This is a genomic window from Streptomyces sp. AC555_RSS877, assembly GCF_019049245.1.
In the GTDB taxonomy this organism is placed as follows: Bacteria; Actinomycetota; Actinomycetes; order Streptomycetales; family Streptomycetaceae; genus Streptomyces.
In genome coordinates, this window is record NZ_JAGMUK010000182.1 from 33,082 (window position 1) to 57,503 (window position 24,422).

The 24,422-nt window shown below is 69.4% G+C and carries 26 protein-coding genes and 4 pseudogenes; 16 read left to right on the plus strand and 14 right to left on the minus strand.

What is annotated here, in order from left to right:
• Position 1: 1 nt before the first annotated feature.
• The 6 genes from KUM49_RS39470 (at position 2) to KUM49_RS39495 (ending at position 3,896) form a co-directional block, all read left to right on the plus strand.
• Positions 2–1,084, plus strand: coding sequence for an alpha/beta hydrolase family protein (locus KUM49_RS39470; RefSeq protein WP_254402489.1), 1,083 nt, complete (start codon positions 2–4; stop codon positions 1,082–1,084).
• Between the two features lie 116 nt (positions 1,085–1,200).
• The gene (locus KUM49_RS39475) at positions 1,201–1,578 is read left to right on the plus strand and encodes a serine hydrolase domain-containing protein (RefSeq protein ID WP_217241756.1); all 378 of its coding nucleotides are present in this window, start codon (positions 1,201–1,203) and stop codon (positions 1,576–1,578) included.
• Between the two features lie 11 nt (positions 1,579–1,589).
• On the plus strand, positions 1,590–2,345 hold the full coding sequence (locus KUM49_RS39480; protein ID WP_254402513.1) for a serine hydrolase: 756 nt from the start codon (positions 1,590–1,592) through the stop codon (positions 2,343–2,345).
• A gap of 147 nt (positions 2,346–2,492) precedes the next feature.
• Positions 2,493–2,864, plus strand: coding sequence for a CocE/NonD family hydrolase (locus KUM49_RS39485; protein ID WP_217241757.1), 372 nt, complete (start codon positions 2,493–2,495; stop codon positions 2,862–2,864).
• A complete protein-coding gene (locus KUM49_RS39490) occupies positions 2,851–3,699 on the plus strand; it encodes a CocE/NonD family hydrolase (RefSeq protein ID WP_217241758.1) in 849 nt (282 codons plus the stop codon). Before KUM49_RS39485 ends, KUM49_RS39490 begins: the two co-directional genes overlap by 14 nt.
• Complete coding sequence (locus KUM49_RS39495) at positions 3,672–3,896, plus strand: CocE/NonD family hydrolase C-terminal non-catalytic domain-containing protein (protein ID WP_217241903.1); 225 nt, start codon at positions 3,672–3,674, stop codon at positions 3,894–3,896. Before KUM49_RS39490 ends, KUM49_RS39495 begins: the two co-directional genes overlap by 28 nt.
• Positions 3,897–4,123: 227 nt before the next feature.
• Here the strand turns inward: KUM49_RS39495 and KUM49_RS39500 are convergent, their stop codons facing one another.
• On the minus strand, positions 4,124–4,951 hold the full coding sequence (locus KUM49_RS39500) for an NAD(P)-dependent oxidoreductase (RefSeq protein ID WP_217241759.1): 828 nt from the start codon (positions 4,949–4,951) through the stop codon (positions 4,124–4,126).
• A 63-nt stretch (positions 4,952–5,014) separates the two neighbouring features.
• On the opposite strand from KUM49_RS39500, the gene KUM49_RS39505 reads away from it, so the two are divergent.
• From KUM49_RS39505 to KUM49_RS39515, 3 genes are all read left to right on the plus strand, one after another.
• The gene (locus KUM49_RS39505; protein WP_217241760.1) at positions 5,015–6,241 is read left to right on the plus strand and encodes an acyl-CoA dehydrogenase family protein; all 1,227 of its coding nucleotides are present in this window, start codon (positions 5,015–5,017) and stop codon (positions 6,239–6,241) included.
• A gap of 140 nt (positions 6,242–6,381) precedes the next feature.
• Positions 6,382–6,876 carry a MarR family winged helix-turn-helix transcriptional regulator gene (locus tag KUM49_RS39510; protein ID WP_217241761.1) on the plus strand — a complete coding sequence of 165 codons (495 nt, stop codon included), beginning with the start codon at positions 6,382–6,384 and terminating at the stop codon, positions 6,874–6,876.
• Between the two features lie 170 nt (positions 6,877–7,046).
• A complete protein-coding gene (locus tag KUM49_RS39515; RefSeq protein ID WP_308406970.1) occupies positions 7,047–7,928 on the plus strand; it encodes a short-chain dehydrogenase/reductase in 882 nt (293 codons plus the stop codon).
• A gap of 37 nt (positions 7,929–7,965) precedes the next feature.
• Here the strand turns inward: KUM49_RS39515 and KUM49_RS39520 are convergent, their stop codons facing one another.
• Positions 7,966–8,649 (minus strand): TetR/AcrR family transcriptional regulator, encoded by a 684-nt coding sequence (locus KUM49_RS39520; RefSeq protein ID WP_217241763.1) that lies wholly within the window; start codon positions 8,647–8,649, stop codon positions 7,966–7,968.
• A 264-nt stretch (positions 8,650–8,913) separates the two neighbouring features.
• On the opposite strand from KUM49_RS39520, the gene KUM49_RS50045 reads away from it, so the two are divergent.
• A complete protein-coding gene (locus KUM49_RS50045; protein WP_217241764.1) occupies positions 8,914–9,882 on the plus strand; it encodes an enoyl-CoA hydratase/isomerase family protein in 969 nt (322 codons plus the stop codon).
• A gap of 7 nt (positions 9,883–9,889) precedes the next feature.
• On the plus strand, positions 9,890–10,813 hold the full coding sequence (locus KUM49_RS39530) for an alpha/beta hydrolase (protein WP_217241765.1): 924 nt from the start codon (positions 9,890–9,892) through the stop codon (positions 10,811–10,813).
• Here the strand turns inward: KUM49_RS39530 and KUM49_RS49280 are convergent.
• The 4 genes from KUM49_RS49280 to KUM49_RS39550 form a co-directional block, all read right to left on the minus strand.
• Positions 10,720–11,142 (minus strand): hypothetical protein, encoded by a 423-nt coding sequence (locus KUM49_RS49280; RefSeq protein ID WP_254402491.1) that lies wholly within the window; start codon positions 11,140–11,142, stop codon positions 10,720–10,722. The genes KUM49_RS39530 and KUM49_RS49280 overlap by 94 nt on opposite strands.
• 115 nt (positions 11,143–11,257) lie before the next feature.
• On the minus strand, positions 11,258–11,476 hold the full coding sequence (locus tag KUM49_RS39540; RefSeq protein WP_217241766.1) for a hypothetical protein: 219 nt from the start codon (positions 11,474–11,476) through the stop codon (positions 11,258–11,260).
• Positions 11,477–12,139: 663 nt separating this feature from the next.
• The gene (locus KUM49_RS39545; RefSeq protein ID WP_217241767.1) at positions 12,140–12,967 is read right to left on the minus strand and encodes an SAM-dependent methyltransferase; all 828 of its coding nucleotides are present in this window, start codon (positions 12,965–12,967) and stop codon (positions 12,140–12,142) included.
• A gap of 358 nt (positions 12,968–13,325) precedes the next feature.
• Complete coding sequence (locus KUM49_RS39550; RefSeq protein WP_254402492.1) at positions 13,326–14,075, minus strand: IS6 family transposase; 750 nt, start codon at positions 14,073–14,075, stop codon at positions 13,326–13,328.
• 113 nt (positions 14,076–14,188) lie between these two features.
• Between KUM49_RS39550 and KUM49_RS49285 the strand changes: the two are divergent.
• Positions 14,189–14,425 (plus strand): annotated as a pseudogene (locus KUM49_RS49285) (DUF6233 domain-containing protein); the annotation flags it as partial.
• 91 nt (positions 14,426–14,516) lie between these two features.
• Here KUM49_RS49285 and KUM49_RS39555 read toward each other — a convergent pair.
• Both KUM49_RS39555 and KUM49_RS39560 read right to left on the minus strand, forming a co-directional pair.
• Positions 14,517–15,419, minus strand: coding sequence for an SDR family oxidoreductase (locus tag KUM49_RS39555; RefSeq protein WP_217241769.1), 903 nt, complete (start codon positions 15,417–15,419; stop codon positions 14,517–14,519).
• 27 nt (positions 15,420–15,446) lie between these two features.
• Positions 15,447–15,824 carry a Dabb family protein gene (locus KUM49_RS39560; RefSeq protein ID WP_254402493.1) on the minus strand — a complete coding sequence of 126 codons (378 nt, stop codon included), beginning with the start codon at positions 15,822–15,824 and terminating at the stop codon, positions 15,447–15,449.
• A 150-nt stretch (positions 15,825–15,974) separates the two neighbouring features.
• On the opposite strand from KUM49_RS39560, the gene KUM49_RS39565 reads away from it, so the two are divergent.
• Positions 15,975–16,601 carry a TetR/AcrR family transcriptional regulator gene (locus KUM49_RS39565; RefSeq protein WP_217241770.1) on the plus strand — a complete coding sequence of 209 codons (627 nt, stop codon included), beginning with the start codon at positions 15,975–15,977 and terminating at the stop codon, positions 16,599–16,601.
• Between the two features lie 139 nt (positions 16,602–16,740).
• Here the strand turns inward: KUM49_RS39565 and KUM49_RS39570 are convergent.
• Positions 16,741–17,019 (minus strand): annotated as a pseudogene (locus KUM49_RS39570) (transposase); the annotation flags it as partial.
• 149 nt (positions 17,020–17,168) lie between these two features.
• Entirely contained in the window at positions 17,169–17,867 is a 699-nt protein-coding gene (locus KUM49_RS39575) for an SDR family NAD(P)-dependent oxidoreductase (RefSeq protein WP_217241771.1), read from the minus strand.
• A 105-nt stretch (positions 17,868–17,972) separates the two neighbouring features.
• Between KUM49_RS39575 and KUM49_RS39580 the strand changes: the two genes are divergently transcribed.
• A complete protein-coding gene (locus KUM49_RS39580) occupies positions 17,973–18,848 on the plus strand; it encodes a helix-turn-helix transcriptional regulator (RefSeq protein ID WP_217241772.1) in 876 nt (291 codons plus the stop codon).
• A gap of 46 nt (positions 18,849–18,894) precedes the next feature.
• Positions 18,895–19,036: pseudogene (locus KUM49_RS39585) on the plus strand (IS5/IS1182 family transposase); the annotation flags it as partial.
• Between the two features lie 183 nt (positions 19,037–19,219).
• Here the strand turns inward: KUM49_RS39585 and KUM49_RS39590 are convergent.
• The 4 genes and pseudogenes from KUM49_RS39590 to KUM49_RS39605 form a co-directional block, all read right to left on the minus strand.
• Positions 19,220–20,062: a PaaX family transcriptional regulator C-terminal domain-containing protein gene (locus KUM49_RS39590; RefSeq protein WP_217241773.1), complete on the minus strand. Its 843-nt coding sequence runs from the start codon at positions 20,060–20,062 to the stop codon at positions 19,220–19,222.
• Between the two features lie 52 nt (positions 20,063–20,114).
• Positions 20,115–21,485: a S9 family peptidase gene (locus KUM49_RS39595; protein WP_217241774.1), complete on the minus strand. Its 1,371-nt coding sequence runs from the start codon at positions 21,483–21,485 to the stop codon at positions 20,115–20,117.
• A pseudogene (locus KUM49_RS39600) lies at positions 21,482–22,288 on the minus strand (MFS transporter); the annotation flags it as partial. The gene KUM49_RS39595 and the pseudogene KUM49_RS39600, both read right to left, overlap by 4 nt.
• Positions 22,289–22,485: 197 nt before the next feature.
• A complete protein-coding gene (locus KUM49_RS39605) occupies positions 22,486–23,274 on the minus strand; it encodes an IclR family transcriptional regulator (RefSeq protein WP_217241775.1) in 789 nt (262 codons plus the stop codon).
• A 115-nt stretch (positions 23,275–23,389) separates the two neighbouring features.
• Between KUM49_RS39605 and KUM49_RS39610 the strand changes: the two genes are divergently transcribed.
• The gene (locus tag KUM49_RS39610; RefSeq protein ID WP_217241776.1) at positions 23,390–24,349 is read left to right on the plus strand and encodes a 5-dehydro-4-deoxyglucarate dehydratase; all 960 of its coding nucleotides are present in this window, start codon (positions 23,390–23,392) and stop codon (positions 24,347–24,349) included.
• The last annotated feature ends 73 nt before the right edge of the window (positions 24,350–24,422 follow it).

Below are 24,422 nucleotides of genomic sequence, written 5' to 3' on the forward strand. Positions count from 1 at the left end.
CATGACCGCGGGAGCCAATGTGTGCCGAGCCCGGCCCGCAGCCCGGCGGGTGGTGCTGATGCTCGCTTCGGCACTGGTCCTGTTCGTCGGGGTAACAGCCCCGAGCCCGGCGTCGGCGGCTGACAGCCCGTTCTGCGTGGTCCGGACCACGCAGCCCGAGGTGGGACTGATCCTGGTTTCGGTCGAGCGGATCGACGCCCGCACACGGATGTACGCGTTCCGTTCGAAAGCGGTCGGCGACGCCATGTCCGACGGGCTTGTTCGGGTGCGCGTCATCCTGCCCGCCGACTACGACCGCTCGCCCGGCAAGCGCTACCCGGTCATGATGCACCTGCACGGCACCAACAACTCGCCCAGCACCTGGCCCGCCGGCGAAGTGGAGCAGGTGCTGGGCGACAACGACGTGATCTTCGTCGAGCCCGACGGTGACCCGGCCGGCTTCTACGCGGACTGGTACGGCACCCCCGTCACCGGCCTCGATCTGTTGAACGGTCCAGTGCCGTTCCCGCCCCCGACGTGGGAGACGTTCCACCTCCGTGAGCTGCTCCCGTGGTTGGACGAGACCTTCCGTACGACAGGCCGACGCGCGACCACCGGCAGCTCGATGGGCGGCTTCGGCGCGATGGCGTACCCGGCCCGCAACCCGGGGGTATTGGTCGCCGCCCGCTCCCTCTCCGGCGCTGTGGACCTCGACGCGTTGTACCCGATCACTCCCGTCGTGATCTCCGCGGGCTACGACCCGCGCATCTTCGGCGACCGAACCCTGCAGGCCGACAACTGGCAAGCGCACAATCTGGTCGACCTGGCTGCCGAGCTGCGCGGAGTATCACTGTTCCTCGCCAGCGGCAACGGGCTGCCCGGCCGCTACGACGACATCGTGAGCGCCATCACGGGAGCGCCCCTGGAGATCCTCGTGCACCAGATGGCCGAGAACTTCGTCGCCGCACTCGGCCGGGCCCAGGTGCCCGTTACCACCTGGTTCTACGGCAACGGCACTCATCCGGGCGCGACGACGCGATTTTACGACTACGACGATCTGCCCCGCTTTCTGCCCCAGGCGATGAACGCCCTCAACCGCAAGTAGACGGTGCAAGGGGCCGAGACCCACGCAGATCAGTACCGCTGACCGGTGGGCCGAGGCCATGCACGAGCTGATCCCGGATTCGAAGCGGGACAACACCACACGAGGAAGTGCGTGAAATGACAGCAGCACAGGTGAAAGGCCGCGTGGACAGCGGATTCGAACCGGTCGCGGACGCCTTCGCCGACAACTTCCGGCAGCGCGGTGACACGGCCGCCTCCTGTGTGGTGTACGCCCAGGGCGCGCCGGTGGTGGACATCTGGGCGGGGCAGACCGCCCGGGGCGCCTGGACGCCCGAGGCCCGCACCGTGGTGTTCTCCGTCAGCAAGGGCGTCACCACCGTCTGCCTGCTGATGGCCGCCGAGCGCGGACTGATCGAACTCGACGCCCCGGTGGCGAAGTACTGGCCGGAGTTCGCCGAGAACGGCAAGGAGGCGACGACCGTACGGCACCCCTCGCGCACCGGGCCGGCCTGGCGGCGCCCGAGACGGATCTGACGTGGGAGGAACTGCGCGCCTGGCGGCCGGTGATGGACACGCTGGCCCGGCAGGCACCGGCCTGGGCTCCCGGGACGGCGTACGCCTACCACGCGCTCACGTTCGGCTGGCTGGCCGGCGAGGTGCTGCGCCGGGCCACGGGACTGCTCCCCGGCCAGTGGCTGCGCGAGCACATCGCCGATCCCCTGAACCTGGCGATGACGTACGGCGCCGACCCCGCGTCCGCCGAACTTCACCCCCTGGCGGACCCGCTGCCCAGCACCGACCCCGAAGCCGTCGCCATGATGGCCGAAGCCTTCGCCGTACCGATGATCGAACGCTCCGTCAGCCTGGGCGGTCTCATCGACGCCGCCCGGATCGCCCAGGTCGCCAACACGGAAGCATGGCTGTCGGTCGAGATGCCAGCAGACAATCTCGTGACCAGCGCCCGCAGCCTGGCACGGCTGTACGCGGCCACGGTGGGCGAGGTCTACGGAGTCAGGCTGCTGGGCCCGGACATCGTCCGCGATGCCCTCGTGGTGCGCTCCGAGGGCCGCCCGTTCGTGGGCCCAGACGCCAGCAGCGGCTGGGGCACCGGCTTCATGACCAGCTCCGCCCACCGGCCGATGATCGGCCCCGGCAGCTTCGGCCACGACGGCCTGGGCGGCTGCCTCGGCTTCGCCCACCTCGAAGCCGAGATCGCCTTCGCCTACCAGACCGCACAACCCGGCGGCCTCCCCGACGACCGGGCCAACGCGCTCAGCCACGCGCTGCGCAACTGCCTGTGACGCCCGGCTCCGCGACTACCCACCCGAACCAGTTCACCGAGCAACCGGAAAACCAGGCCATGACCACGACACTTCCACGTCCCACCGCTCTGACACCCGAGCCTGGCCACCCGCGCGGCCGACCGGCTCCTGACCCGCCTGACGCGGTTGCCGGGCACCCGACACGGCTACCAGGTCGAGCGCAACCTTCCGGTCCCCGCGCGCGACGGCGCCGTCCTGGTGACGGACCACTACGCCCCCGTCACCGGCCGGCCGAAGGGCACCGTCCTCGTGCGCACACCGTACGGGCGCGGCTTCCCGCACGACCTGGAGGCGAGGGTCTACGCGGACCGCGGGTATCACGTCCTGCTGCAGAGCTGCCGCGGCACGTTCGGCTCCACGGGGGCCTTCTCCCCGATGGCGAACGAGGCCGACGACGTCCAGGACGCGGTGGCCTGGCTGCGGACCCGGCCATGGTTCGACGGACGGCTCGCGACCTCCGGGGCGTCCTACGTGGCTGGACCCAATGGGCGCTGCTGATGGACCCGCCCCCGAACTGCGCACTTCCCTGATCGCCGTGGCGCCGCACGACATGCACGACGCGGCCCACGGAAGCGGAGCGTTCCGTCTGGGCGACTTCCTGTCCTTCGCGGAGATGGTGGTCAACCAGGAGAGGCTCCCCGGGCTGCGGAGTGTGCCCCGGATGCTCACCCTGAACCGGCGGCTGGCCCCGGTCTTCGGTGCCCTCCCGCTGGCAGATGCGGCCGACGCGGCGACGGGGCACCGCGCGCCGTGGTTCCGGGAATGGCTGACCACTCCGGAGCGCGACGACGCGGTGTGGGACCGGCTCAAACTCGGCGACGCCCTTGAGCGGGTGAACGTCCCGGTGCGGCTCACCGCCTGCTGGCAGGACCTCTTCCTCGACCAGACCCTGCACCAGTACGAGTCGCTGCGTGCCCGTGGGGTCGAGGTCTCGCTCACCGTCGGCCCGGGGACCCATCAGGAACAGGGCCACAAGGGCATGGGAGGTCTGCTCCGCGGCAATCTCGCAAGGCTGGAGACCCACCTGGCCGACGAAGCGCCGGCTCGCCCACGGTCCGTATCCCCCGTCGAGGTGTACGTCACCGGGCAGAACGCGTGGCGGCACCTGGACCAGTGGCCACCGGCGACCGGCGAGACCGTCCACTACCTGCAGCCCGGCGGCAGGCTCCTGGCCGACAAGCCAGGCGAGGGCACGCCGTCCACGTACGTCTACGACCCGGCGAACCCCACCCCCACCTCGGCGGCCCGCTGCTCACCCTCGACGGGAGAAGCAAGGACAACGCGAAACTGGAGAGCCGCTCCGACGTGCTCACCTTCACCACTGACCCGCTGACCGCGCCGCTGGAGATCATGGGAACGCCCGTCGTCGAACTGGCGCACACCCGGAGCAACCCGCACGCCGACGTCTTCGTGCGGCTCTGTGACGTCGACCCCAAGGGCGTGTCCCGCAACTTCGCCGAAGGACTCCTGCGCCTGGATCCCACCTCGCCGCTTGACCAAGTGCAGACGTGCGACGACCGAAGCTCCTGAGATCCACGCCGCGGGACGCTGTTCTAGCGCCCCGCCGGTATGCCCAGAGCCCGATGAGCGCCGCGAGATTTGTGCGGAGCCGCCCGGGTCGGGAAGACCACCATCTCCCGATTCCTCACCGACGGCCGCGACATGGCATTCGAGTTGCGCACGCCTTGCGCACCGGCGGCACGGATCGTCGCTGCGCGAGCGGGGTGAGGCCCGCCCCGCCTCGAAACCGAGCGGGATCAGGCAGCGTCGACGAATATGTCGAGCGCGAGATCACCCTCGAATCCGGCAGGGCTGTAGACGGACAGGTCGGTGACGCCTTCGTCGAGCAGGACCTCGTCGTCGATGAACAGGTTGGCGGTGCATGTGCGCGCGTCACGCGTGAGGACGGCGTACGCGGCGTCAGCCATGATCTGCGGACTACGGGCTTGTCCGGCGCCACCGACCACGTTGCGTACGGCGGCGGTGTCGATCAGGGTTCGCGGCCACAGCGAGTTGGCGGCGATGCCGTCGGCGGCGAGTTCCTCGGCGAGCCCGATGGTGCACAGACTCATCCCGTACTTCGAGAGCGTGTAACCGAGATGCTTGCCCACCCAGTGCGGCGCGAGGTTCAACGGCGGCGAGAGCGTGAGGATGTGCGGGTTGTCCGCCGCGCGCAGGTGCGGGATCGCGGCCTTGCTCAGCAGGAACGTGCCTCGCGTGTTGATGTCCTGCATCAGGTCGTACCGCTTCATCTCCAGCCGCTCCGCCGACGACAGGTCGATCGCGCTGGCGTTGTTGACCACGATGTCGATGCCGCCGAAGGCACTGACCGCAGCGTTGACGGCGGTGCGTACGTCGTCCTCGTTGCGGACGTCACCGACGACGGCCAGCCCCTTGCCCCCCGTGCGCTCGATCTCCTCGACCGCGGTGTGGACCGTGCCTTCGAGCTTCGGGTGCGGTACGGCGGTCTTGGCAAGCATCACCACGTTCGCCCCGTCGCGGGCCGCGCGCAGGGCGATGGCGAGTCCGATGCCGCGGCTGCCTCCCGACATCAGGACGGTCTTGCCGGCCAGCGTTCGCCTCATGGTCGAACCTCCACAATCGATTGGTTAACTAATCATACGCACTGCGAATGATACGGTCCGCGCATGACTTCCACTCCCGCACGCCAGAGCGACCGGCTCTACCACGAGCTCCTCGCCCCCGAAGAGACCCAGTCCGTACGCGCTGCCGTGCGCCGGATCGCGGAGCAAGAAGTGGCTCCGCACGCCGCGGCGATCGCGAACGGCGACGAGCGCACGGACGGCTTCCCGCGGCAGGTGTTCGACGCGCTCGCGTCGGCGGGGGTCTTCCGGATCCCCTTCCCCGGCGAGGTCGGCGGCGACGGTCTGACCCACCCGGCGACCGCCACCGCCGCGGCGATCGAGGAACTGGCCTACTACTCCAGCAGCGTCGCGGCCGTCTTCGACGTGCACTGCATCCTGGCGGGCAACGCCCTGCGGCAGGGCACCGAGGAGCAGCAGCAGCGCTGGCTGCCCAAGGTCGCGCAGGGCTCGGTGGTCGGCGCGTTCGCCACCACCGAGCCGGACGCCTCCAGCGACCTGTCTCCGCAGGCCGTTCAGACCGAGGCCGTACGCACCGAGACCGGGTGGGTGCTGAACGGCCACAAGCGGTGGATCTCCAACTCGCCCGTGGCCGCGTTCGTGGTGGTTCTCGCCCGCACCGGCGAGCGGCTGAGCATGTTCATCGTCAACACAACGCTTCCGGGCGTTCACGTGGGCCTTGCCGACCGCAAGATGGGCAACCGCGGCCAGCTCACCGCGGACATCCGCTGCACGGACGTACACCTGTCCGACGACGACCTCCTCGGCGGCGCCGAGGGACACGGACTGCGCCACGCACTGTCCACACTGACCTACGGCCGGATCGGCATCGCGGCCGCCGGGGTCGGCATGGCACAGGCCGCCTTCGACCACACCGTGGCCCACCTGTCGACGCGACACGCCTTCGGCAAGCCGGTGGCCGCCAACCAGCACTGGCAGTTCCTGCTCGCCGAGCGGGCCACCGAGATCGACAACGCCCGCACCCTCGTCACCAAGGCCGCCCTGCGCCTGGACGCCGGCAACCCGTCCCCGGAACCCGAGGCCGCGATGGCGAAGTACTACGCCACCAAGCTGTCGGTGGACATGGCGCGCGACGCCGTCCAGGCTTTCGGAGGCCTCGGCTTCGCCCGCGAACTGGGCGCCGACGGAAGCCCTGGCCCCGTCGAGGCGATCTACCGGGACAGCAAGATCGGCGAGATCTACGAGGGCACCAACGAGATACAGAAGTGGGTCATCGCCCGGCACATCTTCGGCCGGACCATCGTCGGCTGACGGCCGCGGCCCAGCCGATGCCCTGCCCGGCGAGCCCCGCTTCCCGCGCACCGGGATCGCTGCCCCGGTCCGGCCGCCCCAGGCCTTCTCGTACGATGGATCCAGACGATACGCAGGGCTAACCATAGGCGGGATAAACGATGTCCGAGGCTCCGCTGGTACCGGGGACAGTGGCCGAACACACCATCTGCCTGCTGGTCAAACTCGGACAGGTGGCCTTCAGGATCGCCGAAGACGGCATCAGCGGAACCGGCCTGCGCGTGCGCCACTACAGCGTCCTGCAGGCCCTGGCCGACAACGGCGCCATGCCGCAGCTGGCGCTCGGCTCGTTCCTGCGCATCGACCCGGCGACGATGGTGACGAGTCTCGACGACCTGGAGCGGGCCGGATACGCCGAGCGGACACGCGATCCGCAGGACCGACGTCGGTACGCCGTCGATATCACCGACGCCGGGCGCAAGGTCCTGGCCGACCTCAACCGCACACTCGTCGGTCTCGACAGCGAAATCCTCGCCGACCTGGGCCCCACTGAACGGCACTCGCTTCACGCCCTGTTGAGCAGCCTCGCCGAGAGTCCCGCTCTCACCGCCATGTTCGATGCCGTCCGCGAGCAGAGCGGCGCGAAGAGGGCTTAACCGCAGGAGGAGATTTCCACAGTCCGGGGCGACACGCCTCGGCCGCGATGGCCGGGCCGCACGGGCAGTCAGCCGCCCCCCGCCGCCGATTCGAGCCGCTCGCCTTCGCGGTCGGCGGCGGCTTCGAGGCAGCCTGCCCGCTTACAGGTCGTCACGACGATGACGAGTTGGTGGGCAGAAGGCTGGTTGTCACCGGCGCGGCACGCGGCATCGGCGAGAAGGTGGCCCGCCTCGCCGCCGCCCGAGGGGCCCGGGTGACCGTGATCGGCCTCGAAGCCGATCGATTGCGCGACCTCGCCGACGAGCTGGGTCCCGCCGTTTCCTGGCGTGAGGCCGATGTGCGCGACGGTGCCGCCCTGCGGTCGGCGATCGATGCGGCGGCGGAGGTGATGGGCGGCATCGACCTCGTCGTCGCCAATGCCGGCGTCGTGGCGTACGGGACGGTGCGGCAGACGGACGAGGCGTCGTTCGAGCGGGTCCTGGACATCAACCTGAACGGCGTGTTCCGCACCCTCAAGTACGCGACGCCGCACCTGGAGCGCAGCCGGGGCCACGTGCTGGTCGTGGCGTCCGCGCTGTCGTTCATGCCGCTGGCCGCGATGGCCTCGTACGGCGCGAGCAAGGCCGGGGCCGAGCTGCTCGCCCTGACCTACCGCCAGGAGGTGGCGCATCTCGGGGTCACGGTCGGTCTGGTGCACCCCTCCTGGATCGACACGGACCTCGTCCGGGGCGCCGAGGCGGACCTCCCCTCCTTCCAGGGGCTGCGCCGGCGGCTGCCCTATCCGGGCAACGTCACCACGAGCTCCGACCGGGCGGCCGCCGCGATCGTCGACGGACTCGTACGCCGACGCAGCCGCGTGTACGTCCCGCGCGCGGTCGTCGTGGCCAACTGGGCCAAGGGAGCGCTGAATTCACCGCTGGCCTGGCCCTGGGCGAGGCGCTTCGCGGCCCGGGCGGTTCCGTCCCTCGAACGCGAGGTCACAGCGCTGGGGAGGCATGACCAACTCACGCCCGGTACCGATGCCCCTGCCGCGGAGACCAGGTCGTCCTAGCCGCACACGGCGGAGCTGCGCCCCACCACCCAACCTCTCAACGGTCTTGGACCAGCGAGTCGTACAGGCGCGCGCCGGTCTCGTGGGAGGCCTCGGCGCGTTCCCGCTCGTCACCCAGGCCGACAGCGAAGTTCACGCCCATCGGCAGGAGGACCTGCGTCACGGCGTCGTCGAACTCGACGAAATGCTCAGCCAGTTCAAGGGTGATGTAACCGTGCACGTAGCTCCACAGCTGGGCGGCGATGACTTCGGGTTCCTGCTGCTCGACCCTGCCGGAGCGCACGAGCCGTTCGCATGCCGCGGTGACATGGGCGTGGGCTTCCCGAAAGGCCGGGGAATGCCCGCTCAGGCGAAGGTCCGTATCCGGCAGAGGCCGGTACGTCGCCCGAGTGGACAGCCCGAACATCAGGTCGTGGAGGTGAGGGTTCTCGCGGGCCAGCCGACGGCAGGCCAAGGCCATGGCGAAGAGATCCGCGATCGGGTCGTCCGTCACCGGTACCTGGGCGAACGCTCTGCCGAGTTCCTTGAACCCGTGGTCGGCGACAGCGCTCATCAGCTCGGGGATCCCGCCGAAGTGGCTGTAGACCACCATCGTCGACAGTCCGCTCGCGGAGGCCACCGTGCGCGCCTTCAGAGCCGACGGACCCTGCTCGGCCAGCAGACCGATGGCCGCCTGCACAAGCCGTTCCGGTGCGTCATCAAGCCTCGCCCGCCCTGCCATGTTCCGTACGCCTCCCCCGTTGACACACCAGAAATAACTTGGTTATGTGATTCTTCACGGCAATAGTACACATCGCACGTGACGTGCCACCTTCGACACACGCGTCCGCCTTCGGACACGTCATCACGCGGGGTCCAGTCTCCTGCCGCCCGTGCGGGCACAGCGTGTCGGGGCGAACCCGACCTCATCGCTGCGACACGCATCCGCGGCCGTCCCGACGCACTTTCCTACCCCCGCCATGAACTCAGCACGGGAGCAGAACTCATGCCATACAAAGACAAGGGCCGTCTGACGGTCGAAGATCGCGGGGCCGCCCTGATCGTCCGGGTCGACGGCGGCCCGCATCAGGAGTTCGGCCTCGACATCGCCCAGCAGCTGGACAAGCTGGTCGCCCGAGCCGACCGCGATCCGAACGTCCGTGCCGTCGTCTTCACCGGGGCACATCCCGAGCGGTTCGTCAGCCATGCCGCGGTCCGGTGGCTGCAGGAAGAGGGCGCCGCGAGCCCCACCGTCGGCCGACGCGGTGCCGCCGCCGTCGTACGCATGGCCAAGCACGTGGACCGGTCCCGCCTCCTCGGGCCCGTGATGCGCAGGACGCCGATGCGGGGAGCCCTCCAGCTGGAACGTCTGCACACGACCTTCCTCCGCATGAACGCCAGCGGCGTGCTCTACGTCGCCGCCCTCAACGGTTCGGCTCTCGGCCTCGGCGCCGAGTTCGCCTGGGCGTGCGATCTGCGGGTCATGGCCGACGGGGACTACTTCATCGGCCAGCCGGAAATCCTCCTCGGCATCATCCCGGGTGGAGGCGGCACCCAGCGGCTGACCCGCCTGATCGGCACCCACCGGTCCCTGGCCGCGATCCTCGAAGGCAAGCCGTTCACGCCCGCGGAGGCTCTCGCCAACGGGGCGGTCGACCAGGTCGCTCCCCAACACAAGGTGCTCGCACAGGCGGTCGAACTCGCCGAGCACTTCGGGAAGCGGTCGAAGGGGTCGGTCGCGGCCGCCAAGAGGTCGGTGTACTTCGGCGGCTCGATGTCACTGGAGGACGGCCTGCACGTCGAACGCGCCGAGTTCTTCACCCAAATCATGTCGAAGGAAGGCCAGAGGCTGATGCTCGACTACCAGGCCACTACCGACGCCACTGGCGAACTCCCGCTCTACACACCGGGCACCTACGCCCGGGCCCTCGCGTCGGGCAGCGTGCCGGGCCGTCGCTCGACGAGCGGGCGGTGAACCGACGATGACCACTCAGCAGTCCTTCACCCGTCACGACATCACGTTCCCTTCCGGCGACAGCACCTGCGCCGGTTGGCTCTACCTCCCCACGGGCGTCACGTCTGCGCCCGTCGTCGTCCTGGGGCACGGCCTCGGCGCCGTCCGCGAGATGCGCCTGGACGCCTTCGCCGAGCGCTTCGCACAGGCCGGCATCGCCGCCGTGGCCTTCACCTACCGGCACTTCGGCGACAGCGGCGGCCACCCTCGCCAACTCCTGTCGATCAAACGTCAGCTCACCGACTGGGACGCCGCCCTCACCTACATCAAGGCACGCACGGACGTCGACCGCACACGCATCGCCGTATGGGGCAGCTCGTTCGGCGGCGGCCATGCCATCACCGTCGCCTCCCGCCACCCCGAACTGCGCGCGGCCGTGGCCCAGTGCCCCTTCACCGACGGTCTCGCCTCCGCGCTCGCGCTGGGCCCGCTCGCCTCCCTCCGGATGACCCCCGTGCTCGCCCGGGATCTGGCGACCAGGGTCCGCGGCCAGGCGCCCGTGATGGTTCCCATCGCCGCCGCCCCCGGTTCACCGGCCCTCATGAACGCTCCGGACGCCCTGCCCGGATACCAGGCGCTGCAACCGCCCGGCACGACGTTCCGCAACGAGGTGGCGGCACGGGTGATCCCGACCATCGCCGCCTACCGACCCGGGCGTGCGGCGAAGAAGGTCACCATGCCGATCCTCTTCTGCGTCAGCAACACCGACTCGGTCACGCCCCCCGCCCAGACCCTCCGGTACGCGGGCACCGCACCCAAGGGAGAGATCAAGAGGTACGACGCCGGCCACTTCGACTTCTACACCGGCGAGACCTTCGAGGAACTGGTACGCGACCAGATCGAGTTCCTCACCCGCCAACTGCACCCGGCACCCGCCGCATCGACTCCCTGACCGGACCGCATCACACGGAGACAGGTACGCCCGCCATGAATTTCGCATCTCTGCCCGACCGCCGCGCCGAGCTCGCCCCTCACGGGGCCGCGGTCTCGGACGGCCGCCAGGCCCTCACTGCTCTTGTGGGCGTCATAGGCGGCCTGGCACCACAGCCGGTACAGGGGCCAGCTCGGCATGCCCAGTTCCATGGCGAGTGAGTAGACGATCTCCCAGCGCGGGTAGAGGCCTACACCGCGCAGCAGTTCGGAGAGCTTGGACTTGGCGAAGCGGACGCGCACGCTCAGGTCGCTGAGGGTCAGCCCGCTGGCGAGGTAGCTCTCGCGCATCGGGCCCAGCCACGCGGGTGGGCGCTGCCAACGGTCGGAGCGATCGGTCCGAGCTTGCGACCAGGCCGCGGGGTGGAGGATCTGCCGGGTGGAACCGGCGGCTCGGGGGGCTTCGTCACGGGGCGTCGTCCTCCTTGTCCCTGGCCATGTCCACGCGGTTGCCCGTGCCGGGCGCGGTGTGGGAACGGGAGGCGTGCACGATCTGCTGCACGGTCAGAGCGAGAGCGGGGGCGAGCGCGGCCACCGCCGTCGTCTGGCCGGCCGCGACCAGCACCACGCTCCAGGTGAACACCGTGGCCGTGACCGCGATGACGACTATCTGACGAGGCTTCATACGAGCACCCGCCTTCCTTGTCCGTTGATTTGACCTTCCACATCCGGCGGCCCCATCCGGAAAGAGGACCGCCGTACCCCGGGCAGGCGGGTGCCGAGGCCGCCAGCCCAAGGAGGTGAACCAACATTGGAGGAACGGGAGTTGCTACGCCACGTGATCAAGGAATCACGGAACAATGGCGATCAACGGACCGGCTCGGACGCCTGCCAGGTACATCGGCGGTCAAAAATGCAAGCAGGTGTGCGGACGGGTGGAAGTTCCCGGATTGCCTTGCAATTGCACCTCGAAGAGACGTCAATAGAACAAGACGCCGTTGGTGTCGACCTTCCATCCGGAAGGGCCCGTCCCCGTGCCGAAACATAGGGAGAAGCGGGCATCGCCGCTCTCGCCTGGCCAGCCGTAAGCCGGCGAGAGCGCAACGGTCCCGTAGCGGGACACACGAGGAACGTAGACCACAGCACTGACAACGCCGACGACACCGCCGGGGTCTCCGCTGCGGAGCCAGCCCGCGGCCATCCTGAGGATGACGCTGGTCGTACGAACTACGTGGCCCTGAGCTGCCGGAACTCCTCGTCCCGGCGTCCATAACGAGGCGCTTCGCCACCCCGGCGATCCGGCGGCCAGAGGCACAACCGCCCGGCGGTTGCCATCCGGGGCACACGTCTAGGCTTTCCGGGCCAGTCCGGCGGCGATGAGGTGTTCCCAGACCGTGAGCTCTCGCCTTTCGCCGCTGTTCCACGGGTTGTCGGTCTCGTCGGGACGCCACAGGGATGCCGGGACGATCCCCGGGTCGAGGATCTCCAGGCCGTCCAGCAGGGAGGCGATCTCCGCGTCCGTACGCCACCGGCCGCGGCCGAACGTCTGCTGGAGGACCTTCTCAGCCTCCATGGTCTCCGGGTTGTTGCCAGAACGGAAATGGCTGACGAAGAAGTAGCTTCCGGACGGGACGTGGTCGCGCCAGTAGCGGACGATGCCGGCAGGGTCCTCGTCATCGTTTACGTGGTGGAGGATGGCGCTGAGGATGACGGCGACGGGACGAGCGAAGTCGATGATTTCGATGGTGTCGGGGTGAGTGCGGATGCCTTCGGGGTTGCGCACATCGATCGCGACGACGCGGGTCCGGTCGTTGTTCTCCAGCAGTGCGCGGCCGTGGACCAACACTTGGGAGTCGATGTCGACGTAGACGACCCGGGACTCGGGAGCGTGCCGTTGCGCGACCTGGTGGACGTTGTCCGCGGTCGGCAGGCCACTGCCCAGGTCGATGAACTGCCGAATGCCGGTGGTCTTCGCGATCTCCCTGACCGCCCGCGTCAGGGCCGCGCGGTTGGCGAAGGCGATGGCCACCGAACCGGGCAGGTCGCGCTTGAACACGTCGCCGATCTCACGGTCCACGGCGTAGTTGTCCTTGCCGCCGAGCAGGTAGTCGTAAACGCGGGCGATGCTGGGCTTGGCCGGGTCGATGGAGGAGCCCTCGTTCGTCATGGCTGCCATTCTTCACCACAACGCCCCTTGCGCACCCTCGTTTTGGGGTCCTCCAGCCGGTCGGGGCGGCGAGAGGGCATGGAATCTTCGGCGGGCAGGGCGGGAGGCTGGGAAGGCCGGGGTGGTGCGTGCCAGGGCGACGCAGAGCTGGGAGCCGAAGGAGTCAGGCCGCACCGGGACCTCCTTGCGCGGAAGCGTTGGCCGTCTGCACGGGCATGCCAGGGGCTGTTTGCGGCAGGGGTTCCACCGCCTGGTGGGACAGGCCCTGCCGGAGGAACTGCTCAACGATCTTCGGGGCACTGTCAACTTGTGGGACTGAAAGGGTAGTTGGGGCAGGCTGGGGTGATCGGGTCGCCGGCTGCACCCTTCAGGCATCCTCGGGGGCGCAGCCGGTGACGATGCGCCAGGTGGTGAAGCGGTGGTGCATTTCGGTGCGGTAGTCGTGGGCGGTGAAACGGTGGCGGCGGGGTCGGAAGTGGGGTGAGATGCCGCTGAACGCGGCGAGGAATCTCTGCGCTCCGCCGACGCTGCGGAAGCCTTTCATGGCCCGTTCGCGCTGCCGGGTCGGTTGGTGGGAGTTCTCGGCGCGGTTGTTCAGGTACTTCGACTGCCGGTGCTCGACGCAGGGCATGACCTCGCGGTGGGCGGCGCCGTAGGAGCGGAGCTTATCGGTGACGACCACCCGCGGCACGGACCCGGTCTCCATGAGGAGCCGGCGGAAGAATCGCCTGGCCGCGGCCTTGTCCCGCCGGTTCTGCACGAGGATGTCGAGGACGTTGCCGTCCTGGTCGACGGCCCGCCACAGGTACTTCTGCTCGCCATTGATCTTGATGAAGACCTCGTCGAGGTGCCACTTGTCACCAGGCCGGGGACGCCTGCGGCGCAGCGCGTTGGCGTAGGCCTGCCCGAACTTCAGACACCAGCGGCGGATGCTCTCGTAGGACACGATCACGCCGCGCTCCAGCATCAGCTCCTCGACCTCACGGAGGCTGAGCGGGAACCGGAAGTACAGCCACACACAGTGCGAGATGATCTCCACCGTACCGGTGCCCCTTGTACGACGGAGACGCGGACGAGACGGGCGATCCCCTCCCGACACGATCAACCACAAGATCATCCCACCCCGCTCAGCCAACGCGACAATGCCCTTCCCGAAACTCAACACGGCCGTGGCGATCTTTGTCTGGAGCGACCTGCCCGTACTGTCTGCGGGAGATCGCCTGGGTCGCAGTGCGATCCCTCCAGCAGACGTTTCGTGGCGCCAGTCGGGCACCTGAAGCCGGCCAGAACCCTGCCCTCCTTGAGTGGCTGATCCAGCACGGGCTCAACCGCACGAACGTCGACGCCGTGCACACCGGTGAATGCTGGACAGCATCCAAGAGCGGCCGGTGCCGACCGGCCACCGGGCAGCAGGCGCTGGAGGCACTGCGCCAGCAGGTGCCGGCCTGCGCCCACTGCCGACCAGACACGGCCCTCGGCATCCTCGCTAGTGCCGTGACCACGAATGTTCACAGTGTCGGCGGCCATGCCGTCGGCCTGCCGGTGTGGCGGTGGGAGTTCAGCCGACCTCGTTGCGGACGGCGGTGTCGAGGTCGGTGGCGGCCAGGCCGAAGGTCTCGGCGGTCTCCGTCGCGTCCATGTGGAACGGCGCATACCACTGGTAGTCCATCTCGGCCATCTCGCGGGCGATCGGCACGATCAGCCCGGCCGTACGCGTCACGGAGCGCGGTATCTGGATCAGTTTGACCGGTGGCCGGCCTGCCGCGACGGCGTAGCGCCGCGCCAGCTCGCGAATGGTGACGGCCGACGGAGACGGCACGTGCCAGGGTCGGCCCCACGCGCGTTCTTCCGAGGCCAGCGTGATGAGGGCCTGTGCCATGTCACCGTTGAAGGTGAAGGTGTGCGGCATGTCCAGGTGGCCGGTGATCCAGGCCGCTTTTCCCTTCTGCAGGGCCGACTTGATGAGCAGGGAGTAGATGCCGTTGGCGTCCTTGCCGATGTAGTCGGAGCCGCGGACCTCGACGGTGCGGATCCCCCCGGCGAGGGCCTGTTCCCACATGCGTCTGCGCAGGCGGCCCTTGTGCCCGGTGGCGGCCATGGGGGTGTGTTCGTTCATCCGGCCGCCGGGCTGCGGACCGTAGGCGTAAAGGCTGCCGGTCAGCGCGAGGACGGCGTCGTTCGCCTTGGCGGCGGTGATGGCCGCCGTCTGCAGGGGCAGTAACAGGCGCTCCCACAGCGTGTATGAGGGTGGATTGGCGCAGTGGTAGATCACTTCCGCGCCGCGGGACAGCTCGGTCAGGCGGGACGGGTCGGACGCGTCCGCGGCGACCCGGTCGACCAGCGGGTGCTCGGGGCCGGAGCCGCTGCGGGTGACGATCCGGACGCTCTCGCCGCGCTCGGCGAGCAGACGAGCGACGTTGGTACCGATGGAACCGGCACCGATGATGACGTGCTTGGCCATGACGGTTTCTCCTTCTCCGGGTCTCGGTCAGTCGTCCACGCCGGAGCCGGTATAGGTGGGCACGTCGGCGAGCATGCCGGCGATCTGCGGGTTGAGCTCGTTGCGGCGCCGGTGCAGTTCCTGGATCTTGGCGTTCAGGTCAGGGTCGTCGTCGTCACTGACATCGAAGATCTCCAGCCGTTCGACCAGGTGCAGCCCGAGGTGGTCGGTCTGGTAGGTGGTCGGGTGCGTCGGGTAGGCGAAGAGCCCGTCGAGATGTTCGACGACGAACACCGCGTCGTACGTGTAGTCGCCGCCGTGGTCGCGGCCGACGACGAAGGACTTGATGGCGGGGTTCGACCGGCCCTGATCGCGCCAGTTCTCCAGCACCCCCTCGATCTGCTCAGACGTCGCAGTGGTCTTCATCGTGACCCCTGTTGATGTGGTAAATCATGACTTATTACCCGTTCCTAACGTTGTTAGAACTTCTAACGACGTTAACTATGACGCGCGTCGTCGGCGCGGTCAAGGCGGTGACTAGTGTTCGAGGACACCATCGAAGCGAAGTGACGGACCATGTCGACCAGCACGAGACGGGCCCGCGAACGGGCCAACACCCGGGAGCGGATCATCGAGGCCGCGCTGCACGTTCTCGAGAACGAGGGCATCGCGGCCCTGACGATCCGGCGCATCGCCACCGACGTCGAATATTCCGCGCCCGTCGTCTACCAGCACTTCGCCAACAAGGACGCGCTCGTACTGGAGCTGGTCGCGCACGGTCACCGCCTGATGCTGAGCGAGTTCCGCCAAGCCGCGCAGGAGCCCGATACGGACCGGCGCATGACGCGCATTGCGTCACAGTACGTCCGGTTCGCCGGCGAGCACCCCCACCTCTTCCAGGTCATGAACGACCCGATGGTCGACGCGGACGAACGCCGACGCGTCGCGGAACCGGTCATCAACGTCCTCAAGGAGCTGCTCACCACCTGGTCGGCTGCACACGACGTGGTCCTGACCGATTTCGACCAGGCCTGCGAGATCCTCTGGGGCACGCTGTACGGCATCGCGTCGCTCAGTTACCTCGGCAACGTCGGCAACGATCGCGCCCGCCGCCTCGCCGAACAGGCGCTTCGCACGATCCTTCTCGGCTGGCGAACCGAGGCGCTGGCGGACGGTCCACCGGCGAACAGCCAGGGGCTCTGACCGCTGTGGTTCGCCGGGTTCAGAGGGAGGACCGGAGTGTTCGTCGAGATCGTCTTCGTGAGGCTGCCGATCGATCGTGACGACGTCGAGGACGATTTGGAGACGGCGTTGGAGCTCGACGGCGAGGTCACCGGCGCGGGGACAGGTCCACCTCCCCCCGCTTCGCGGCTTCCCCGATCAGACCCTCCAGCAGGGCCTCGAAGACACCGGCGTCACGCCACTGCCGGAAGCGGTTGTGGACGGTCGGCCAGACGCCGAATTCCTGGGGCATCTCCCGCCACTGCCCGCCGGTCCTGAACCGCCAGATCACGCCTTCGAACTGCTGCCGTAGCCGCTCGTGGTACGGGCCATACGCGCCGATCGGTAAGTACGGCCCAATGAACTCCCAATCCTCGTCCGTCAGTTGCACGCGTGTCACGCAAGAACATCTACTGGTCCGGGCCCCGCCGCGAGGGCGACTCCCGCAGATTGATCACGATGCGATCTGTGCCCTGGAGCCATCCCGAATGCTGCAACGACTTCGCGGGTTCCTCGTCACCTGAGATCGCTGATCCGGCACTGCCGGTTTCAGGACCAGGCGATCTCGCCATGGCGGGAGACAAAACGTCCGGTGCCGGCGCCGGGCTCCTCGGTGGCAAGGGCGACGATCGCGTCCGTGCCCTCGGTGACGGTTTGGGGGCCGCTGTGACCGTTGAGGTCGGTCGCGGTGTAGCCGGGGTCGGCAGCGTTGACGCGGATGCCCTTGAGCCCCTTGGCGTACTGCGTGGTCAACATCGTCAGGGCCGCCTTCGAGGAGGTGTACAGCGGCGCGATCACGCGCGACTCGGGTCGTCCGGGGTCGTGGGTGAGGGCGAGGGAGCCCATGCCGCTGCTGACGTTGACGATCACAGGGTCGTCCGAGCGGCGCAACAGCGGCAAGAACGCGGTGGTGGTGCGGACGACGCCGATGACGTTGACGTCGAGGACGGTGCGGGCGTCAGCGGCGGTGAGGTCGCTGGGATCGCCGACGGGGCCGTGCACACCGGCGTTGTTGATCAGGACGTCGATCCTGCCCTCGTGTTCGGCGACGTTCGCGGCCGCGGCGGCCGCGGACGCGTCGTCGGTCACGTCGATGGGGACGTAGCGTGCGCCGAGCGCGGCGGCGGCCTCCTCGCCCTGCTCGCGGTTGCGGGCTCCGACGAGCACGGTGTGCCCACTCTCGATCAGGCGGCGGGCGGTCTCGCGGCCGAGACCCCTGTTGGCTCCGGTGATGAAGGTGATCGTCATGCGTTCGATACTGGCCCCGACGACGGAGGCGGGCCAGGGACGCTTCGACGGTAGGAAGACCAGTACCACCCTCGCGCCCGCACACACGATCGGGGATGCCGGAGGATGGAGATCATGTCGATGACACCCGGAACCGGACTGGGCGCGATGATCCGCACGTGGCGGGACCGGCTGCCCCCATCGGCCGCCGGGCTGCCGGCGGCCCGCGGGCGCCGGGCTGCCGGGCTGCGGCGCGAAGAACTGGCTGACCTGGCCGGGGTATCGGTCGACTACGTCGTGCGCCTGGAACAGGGGCGGGCCACGACACCCTCCGCGTCGGTGGCGGCGTCCCTGGCGCGCGCCCTGCAACTGTCCACCGCCGAGCGGGACCACCTCTACCGGCTGGCCCAGCTCGTACCGCCCGTGGACGGCGCGATCTCTGACCATCTCCCGCCCGGCGTGCAGCGGGTGCTCACCCGCCTCGGGGACGTGGCGGTTGCCGTGTTCGCGGCGGACTGGCAACTGGTGTGGTGGAACCGTGGATGGGCCGCCCTGCTGGGCGACCCCTCCGCCTCGCCGCCGCGCCTGCGCAACTTCGCCCGCGACAGATTCCCGGTGAACGCCGGCCCCGCCCACCTCGCGCCGTGGCCGGTGACCGAGGCGGACCGCGACGCCACCGACGCCGCCGTCGTCTCCGACCTGCGCCGCGCCACCGGCCGCTTCCCCCAGGACAACCGCTTGGCCGCGCTGATCCGCGACCTGAACGCGGGCAACAGGAGGTTCGCCGAGCTATGGGCGACCGGAGAGGTGGCCGCACACCGCGAGGACCACAAGACGATCGACCACCCGTCAGTGGGCCCGGTCACGGTGGACTGCGACATCCTGGCCGACGGCGACTCCGAGCTCAAAATCGTCATCATGACCGCCGTGCCCGGCAGCGAGGACGAGACCAAGCTCCGGCTCACCGCCATCGCCGGCCCACCGGCCACCACCCACAACTGATCCGACCTACGCATCGAATCGACCGGCTGCATGTGCGCGGCGAGTGCCACACCACGATGCCGACCTCTCGGGAGAGGAACACGGTCGAACGCCTGATCAACAAGCTCGAGGCCCGGCGAGGCATCGCCACCCGGTACGACAAGACCCCAGACAGCTCCCTCGCCGGCGATCGCTTACTAGCTAGCTAGTGCCCAACAGACAACGTTCGCCCCGTCGCGACGCCCGGCACGCACTCTCGCCGCACCGGCCGAAAGCCCAAGTACGTCCGGTCCATCGACGGGGACTTCCGGCCGGCACTCCCCCAGAGGGGGGACCCCCAGAGCACGCACCGGACGCCGCTCCTTGACGGGCAAACGTTGCCTGCCGGGGCACTAGCTGCGGAGACGTGTCGTCTCCAGAGTCGCTCGGGCTGCCTTCAGCGCCGGGTGGGTCTGTTGCGCGACGCGGTGGAAGGTTTCCTGGGCGGGGCGGGCTGGCCAGGCCGGGGGAAGATGGCGGGCCGGGAGTCTCGGGTCCGTGCGGATGGTCCGGAGCCAGTCGCTCACCAGACGGAGGCGGGTGCCGATCGGGTCGTGGTCTGTGCCGTTTCCCAGGTGGGCGCTCCAGCGCTGGTCGAAGGTGACATAGCGGCCGGCGATGGACTCCAGGTCCCAGGTGTCGCAGATCATCTGCTCGATGTCGGTCACCTCGGCGGCCTGGGCGTGGAAGATCTTGACGTGGGCCGTGAGGCCGAGGTCGGCGACCACCACGGAGACGTCCACGTGACCGGGGGCGATCCACAGGCCGCTGTACAGCGCGCCGAATCCGGACCAGGTGAGCCGTGAGCGCAGGTCGTGGCGCTGGCGTTTCCAGGAGTCGGGCAGGGAGAAGCCGAGCAGGGTCCAGGAGCCGTCCCAGTCGTCGTTGACGGCGCCCTGCTTCCAGATGCGGGTGCGGCCGTCGATCAGGACACGGCTGGCCTGCGGGGTCAGGCCGAAGAACATCTTGCGGCCCTCGCGCTGACGCTGGAGCAGGCCTCGGTTGACCATGCGGGTCAGGGTGGAGCGTACGGCCTGTTCGCCCACGCCCACGCGGCCCAGGACGTCGATGATGCTGCCCGAGTAGACGCCCAGGTCCCCTTCCTCCAGGACGTGGTTGCCGAAGAAGGTGAGCATGAGCGACTGCGGGCGCGGCTGCGGCCCCTCAGCGCCGTCCAGGATGTCGTCGTCCTCCACAGGGGCAAGGGTACGACCGCCCGCCGACCGTGCGGCAGGCGGTCGTACGAGGTCACCGGCGGTCGGCGGGGTGCGCAAGGTCGTAGGGGCGGAGGTAGGGGGTGGGGTGGTACCGGACGTAACGGGTGGGGGTGGTGGGGTCGGCCGCGGTAGCGCGGGAGTTGAGCGACGCCGGGTCGGTGCCCTGCCAGCTGCCGGTGGTCAGGCGGTCCTCCAGGGTGTGGAGGGCGGCCAGTTGTTCGGCGGAACTGAAGGTGCAGTGGCCGGCGTTGTCGACGTAGGCCTGGCGCAGGAGGGGACCGGAACCGGCCGCGGTGACCGCGCGGCGCAGGGCGCTTTCCGTCTGGACGGGGACCAGGGGGTCGCCGATGGTGTGGATGGAGAGCTGGGGCTTGGCCAGGCGGCCGGTGAAGCTGCTGGTGGTGCTCATCCAGGCGACGGCGTTCGGGTCCGCCTTGATGCGCGGGGCGCGGTTGAGGGCGGCGAGGTCCTTGTGCAGGGAGAGGCCGGCCTTCTTGTAGAGCTCGGTGACCTCCTTGCTGACGGAGGACTCGCCGAGGAGCCGGGCGTAGTCGATCCCGGTGTTCCAGGACATGTTGCCGCCCGCGCGAGTCTCGGCCTCCTGGCGCCGGTTGAAGGCGGCGATCTTCAGCAGGCCCTTGACGGCGTCGTACTGGTTGGCCTGTTGGGCGTCCCAGTCGGTGACGGCGGGGCGGGTCTGGGTGGGCGCGTTCCAGACCGGGATGTTGTGCAGGGCGGCGGCGAGGGCGATACGGGCCCGCCCCTCGGCCGTCGACTGGGCGGAGTCGACCTTGGCGGTGAGGATGTTCGCCGCGTCGGTGGCCGCCTCCTGGCTGGGGAGGTTCACCAGCGGGACGTCGGAGCCCAGGAGCGTCTTGAGAGCGAACACCGGGTCGAGGGTGTTGTTCCAGTTGGCCACGCCACCATGGACCAGGCCGCACATGGAGAGCGAGCCGTCGATCTCGTCCGGGGCGCGCTCGGCTATCGCGGTGGTGACCAGGCCGCCGTACGACCGTCCCCAAGCGATGGTGCGGGAGGCCTGGCCGAAGCGGGTGGTGAAGGCCTTCAGGGTGGCCAGCTGGTCGGGGACCGCGTCGGTGACCGCCCAGCCGGTGCTGGCGTACGAGGAGCCGATGAGGGCGTAACCCTGCTGGAGGAGAAGGGCCTTGGTGGGGGCGTCCGGGGCGTCCTGGGCGGGGTTGGCGGGGCCGGCGTTGTAACCGTGGCTGAAGAGGAGGACGGTGCCGTTCCAGGTGGTGGGGACGTCCATCATGTACGTGGCGCCGGAGGGGAGTTCGCCGTCCACGTGGGTGGTGCCCGCGTCGGCGGCCGTGGCGGCGGGTGCGGTGGTGAGAGTGAGCAGGAGGGCTGCCGTGCAGGCGATCCGGGTGCTGTGCCTCATGCGGTGATCTCCTCCGTGTGAGGGGTGGTGGGGAGTTCGGGGATGGGTTCCTCGGCGAGTGAGGTACGGCTCGTCTCACGGACGACCCACACCGTCAGCGCGGTGATCAGCGAGCCGCCGCACAGCAGGAGGGCGACGGGGGTGCCGTTGCCGCTGTTCGCGACCAGGCTGCCGGCGATCATCGGGGAGAAACCGGCGCCCACGAGGGTCGCGCCCTGGTAGCCGAGGGAGGCGCCGGTGTAGCGGACCCGGGTGCCAAACATCTCGCTGAACAGGGCGCCCAGCGGGCCGTACATCAGCGACTGGGCGATGCCGTGGCCGATGACGACGGCCAGGATCAGGGCTCCCGACGACCTGGAGTCGACCAGCGCGAGGACGGGGAAGGCGGTGGCCGCGGACAGGATCGCGCCGGTGAGGACGACCGGGCGGCGGCCGATCCGGTCGGAGAGCGCGGACGCGCAGGGCAGGACCACCAGGGCGACCGCGGCCGAGACGGTGAGCGCGGTGAGCACCTGCGGGCGGGGATAGCCGATGCCGGTGGCGTACGCGATCAGATAACTGGTCAGCAGGGACTGGGCGGTGAAGGCGCCGATGCCGACACCGCAGGCCAGCAGCACGGACTTCGGGCGGCGCAGGACGTCGAGGATGGGGAGCCTCGACTCGGCGCGGCCCTTCTTCACCTCGGCGAACAGCGGACTCTCGACCACCTTGAGGCGGACGAACAGGCCGACGCCGAGCAGCAGCACGCTCAACAGGAACGGCACGCGCCACCCCCAGGCCGTGAACTGGTCCTTACCGGCCGTGACGGGAACTCCCTGGCCACCGGGCCCGCCCTGACGACCCGGATCGGCACCGCCGACGCCCGGGGCGCCGACCGGCTGCTCGACTGCCTGCTCGTGGCCCGACCGGCCCCGTCAGCAGCGAAGGAACTGCGGGGGAGCGTCCGGCCGGTGGAACGCTGACGGTTCAACGACGAAGAGCCGGGCGTATGCGCGCGGCCTCAGCGCCGGTCGGGTACGCCGGAGACGGGCGGCAGGCGGGTTTCGATCTTCGCTCGTGTCTCCTGCATCACGCAGATGATGCGGGCCTCGTGTTCCCTGGTCAACCGGGCCACCGGCACCGAGCAACTGATGGCGTCGGTGGCCGGTGTGTCGTACCGCAGGGCGAAGCCGAAGCCGGCGATACCGGGCACCGTCTCCTCGCGGTCGATGGAGTAGCCGCGCTCGCGCACCTGGGACAGGTCGGCGAGCAGTGCGGCACTGTCGGTGTGCGTGTTCTTCGTGAGGGTGGTCAACAGCCCGTCCGCGAAGGGCAGTTCGTCGTCGGCGCGCTCGGCGAGCAAGGCCTTGCCCAGCGCGCCCGCATGGGCCGGGACGCGACGGCCGACCCGGCTGATGGTGCGCAGGTACTCGTGGGACTCGCGGGTGGCGAGGTAGACGACGTCCGTGCCGTCGAGCCGTGCCATGTGGATCGTCTCGCCGAGCGCGTCCGACGCCTCGTCGAGGTACGGGCGGACCAGGCGGATGCGCCGGTCGCCGTCGAGGTAGCTGGTGCCGGTGAGCAGCGCGCGGATGCCGATGCCATAGAGGGAACCGGTGGCATCGGTGCGGACCCAGCCGTATTCGACGAGGGTCTGCAGCAGCTGGTACATGCTGCTGCGCGGCACGCCAAGCTCCTCCGCGAGCTGATCCAGGCGCGAGGGCTGCTCACCCCGCTCGGCGAGGAGTTCCAGCAGCACGACGGTCCGGGCCGCTGACTTCACCCCGCGAACGCCTCTCGTCTCTGACATGCGCTCATCGTAAATCCGCGGCTATTCATGTCTACCCATTGACCCATCGGGTTCATGGTTCTAGCCTCCATCTGCATACATAGACAGCATCTGCATACAGGGACAGGCGACAGGCATGACAACAATCAGCATCGAGGCCGCAGGGGTCGTCCAGCGGCTCCGTGAGGGAATGGCGAGCGGGGTACTGTCCTTCCCCCTCACGAGCTTCCGGGACGACGGCGGCCTCGACCTGGACGCCTACCGGGCGTACCTGGCCGGCCGGCTGGCCACCGCACCCGGTGCGGTGTTCCCGGCCTGCGGGACCGGAGAGTTCTTCTCGCTGGACGAGGACGAGTACCGGGCGGTCGTGCGGACCACCGTCGAGGTCGCCGACGGACGATTGCCGGTGGTGGCGGGCATCGGCTACGGCTGGGCGCAGGCGCTGCGCTTCGCCCGTATCGCGGAGGAAGCCGGCGCGGACGCAGCGCTGGTACTGCCCCACTACCTGGTCGGGGCCCCGCAGGACGGTCTGGTGGAGCAGCTGCGCCGGATCGCCGACGGCACCCGATTGCCGCTCATCACGTACCAGCGCGGCCAGGTCGCCTTCACCGCCGACAGCCTGCGCCGGATCGCGCGCATCCCCAGCGTCGTCGGCCTGAAGGACGGCCACAGCGACCTCGACCGGCTCCAGCGCCTCACGCTCGCCGCGCCCGAGGGCTTCCTCTTCTTCAACGGCGCCGCCACCGCCGAGATCCAGGCCCGCGCCTACGCCACGGTCGGCGTTCCCGCCTACTCCTCCGCCGTCCACGCCTTCGCACCCGAGATCGCGAACACCTTCTTCGCCGCGCTGCGGGACGGGGACGACGCGGGCGTGGCCACGCTCCTGCGCGAGTTCTACGTCCCGCTGGTCGAACTACGCGACCGCGTGCCGGGCTACGCCGTCTCGCTGGTCAAGGCCGCCGCCCGGCTGCGCGGCTTCCCGGTCGGCCCGGTCCGCGCCCCGCTCAGCGACCCCGGCCCGACCGACCTCGCCGACCTGGAGAAGGTGCTGGATCACGGCCTGGGCCTGGTCGGCGCCGTACGACGACCCGCTTGACGAACCGGGGCACCCCTCGTGCCCACCGTCTCTCCTCTCCTCGCTCCTCCCATGGGCGGTACGGCCCCAGCTC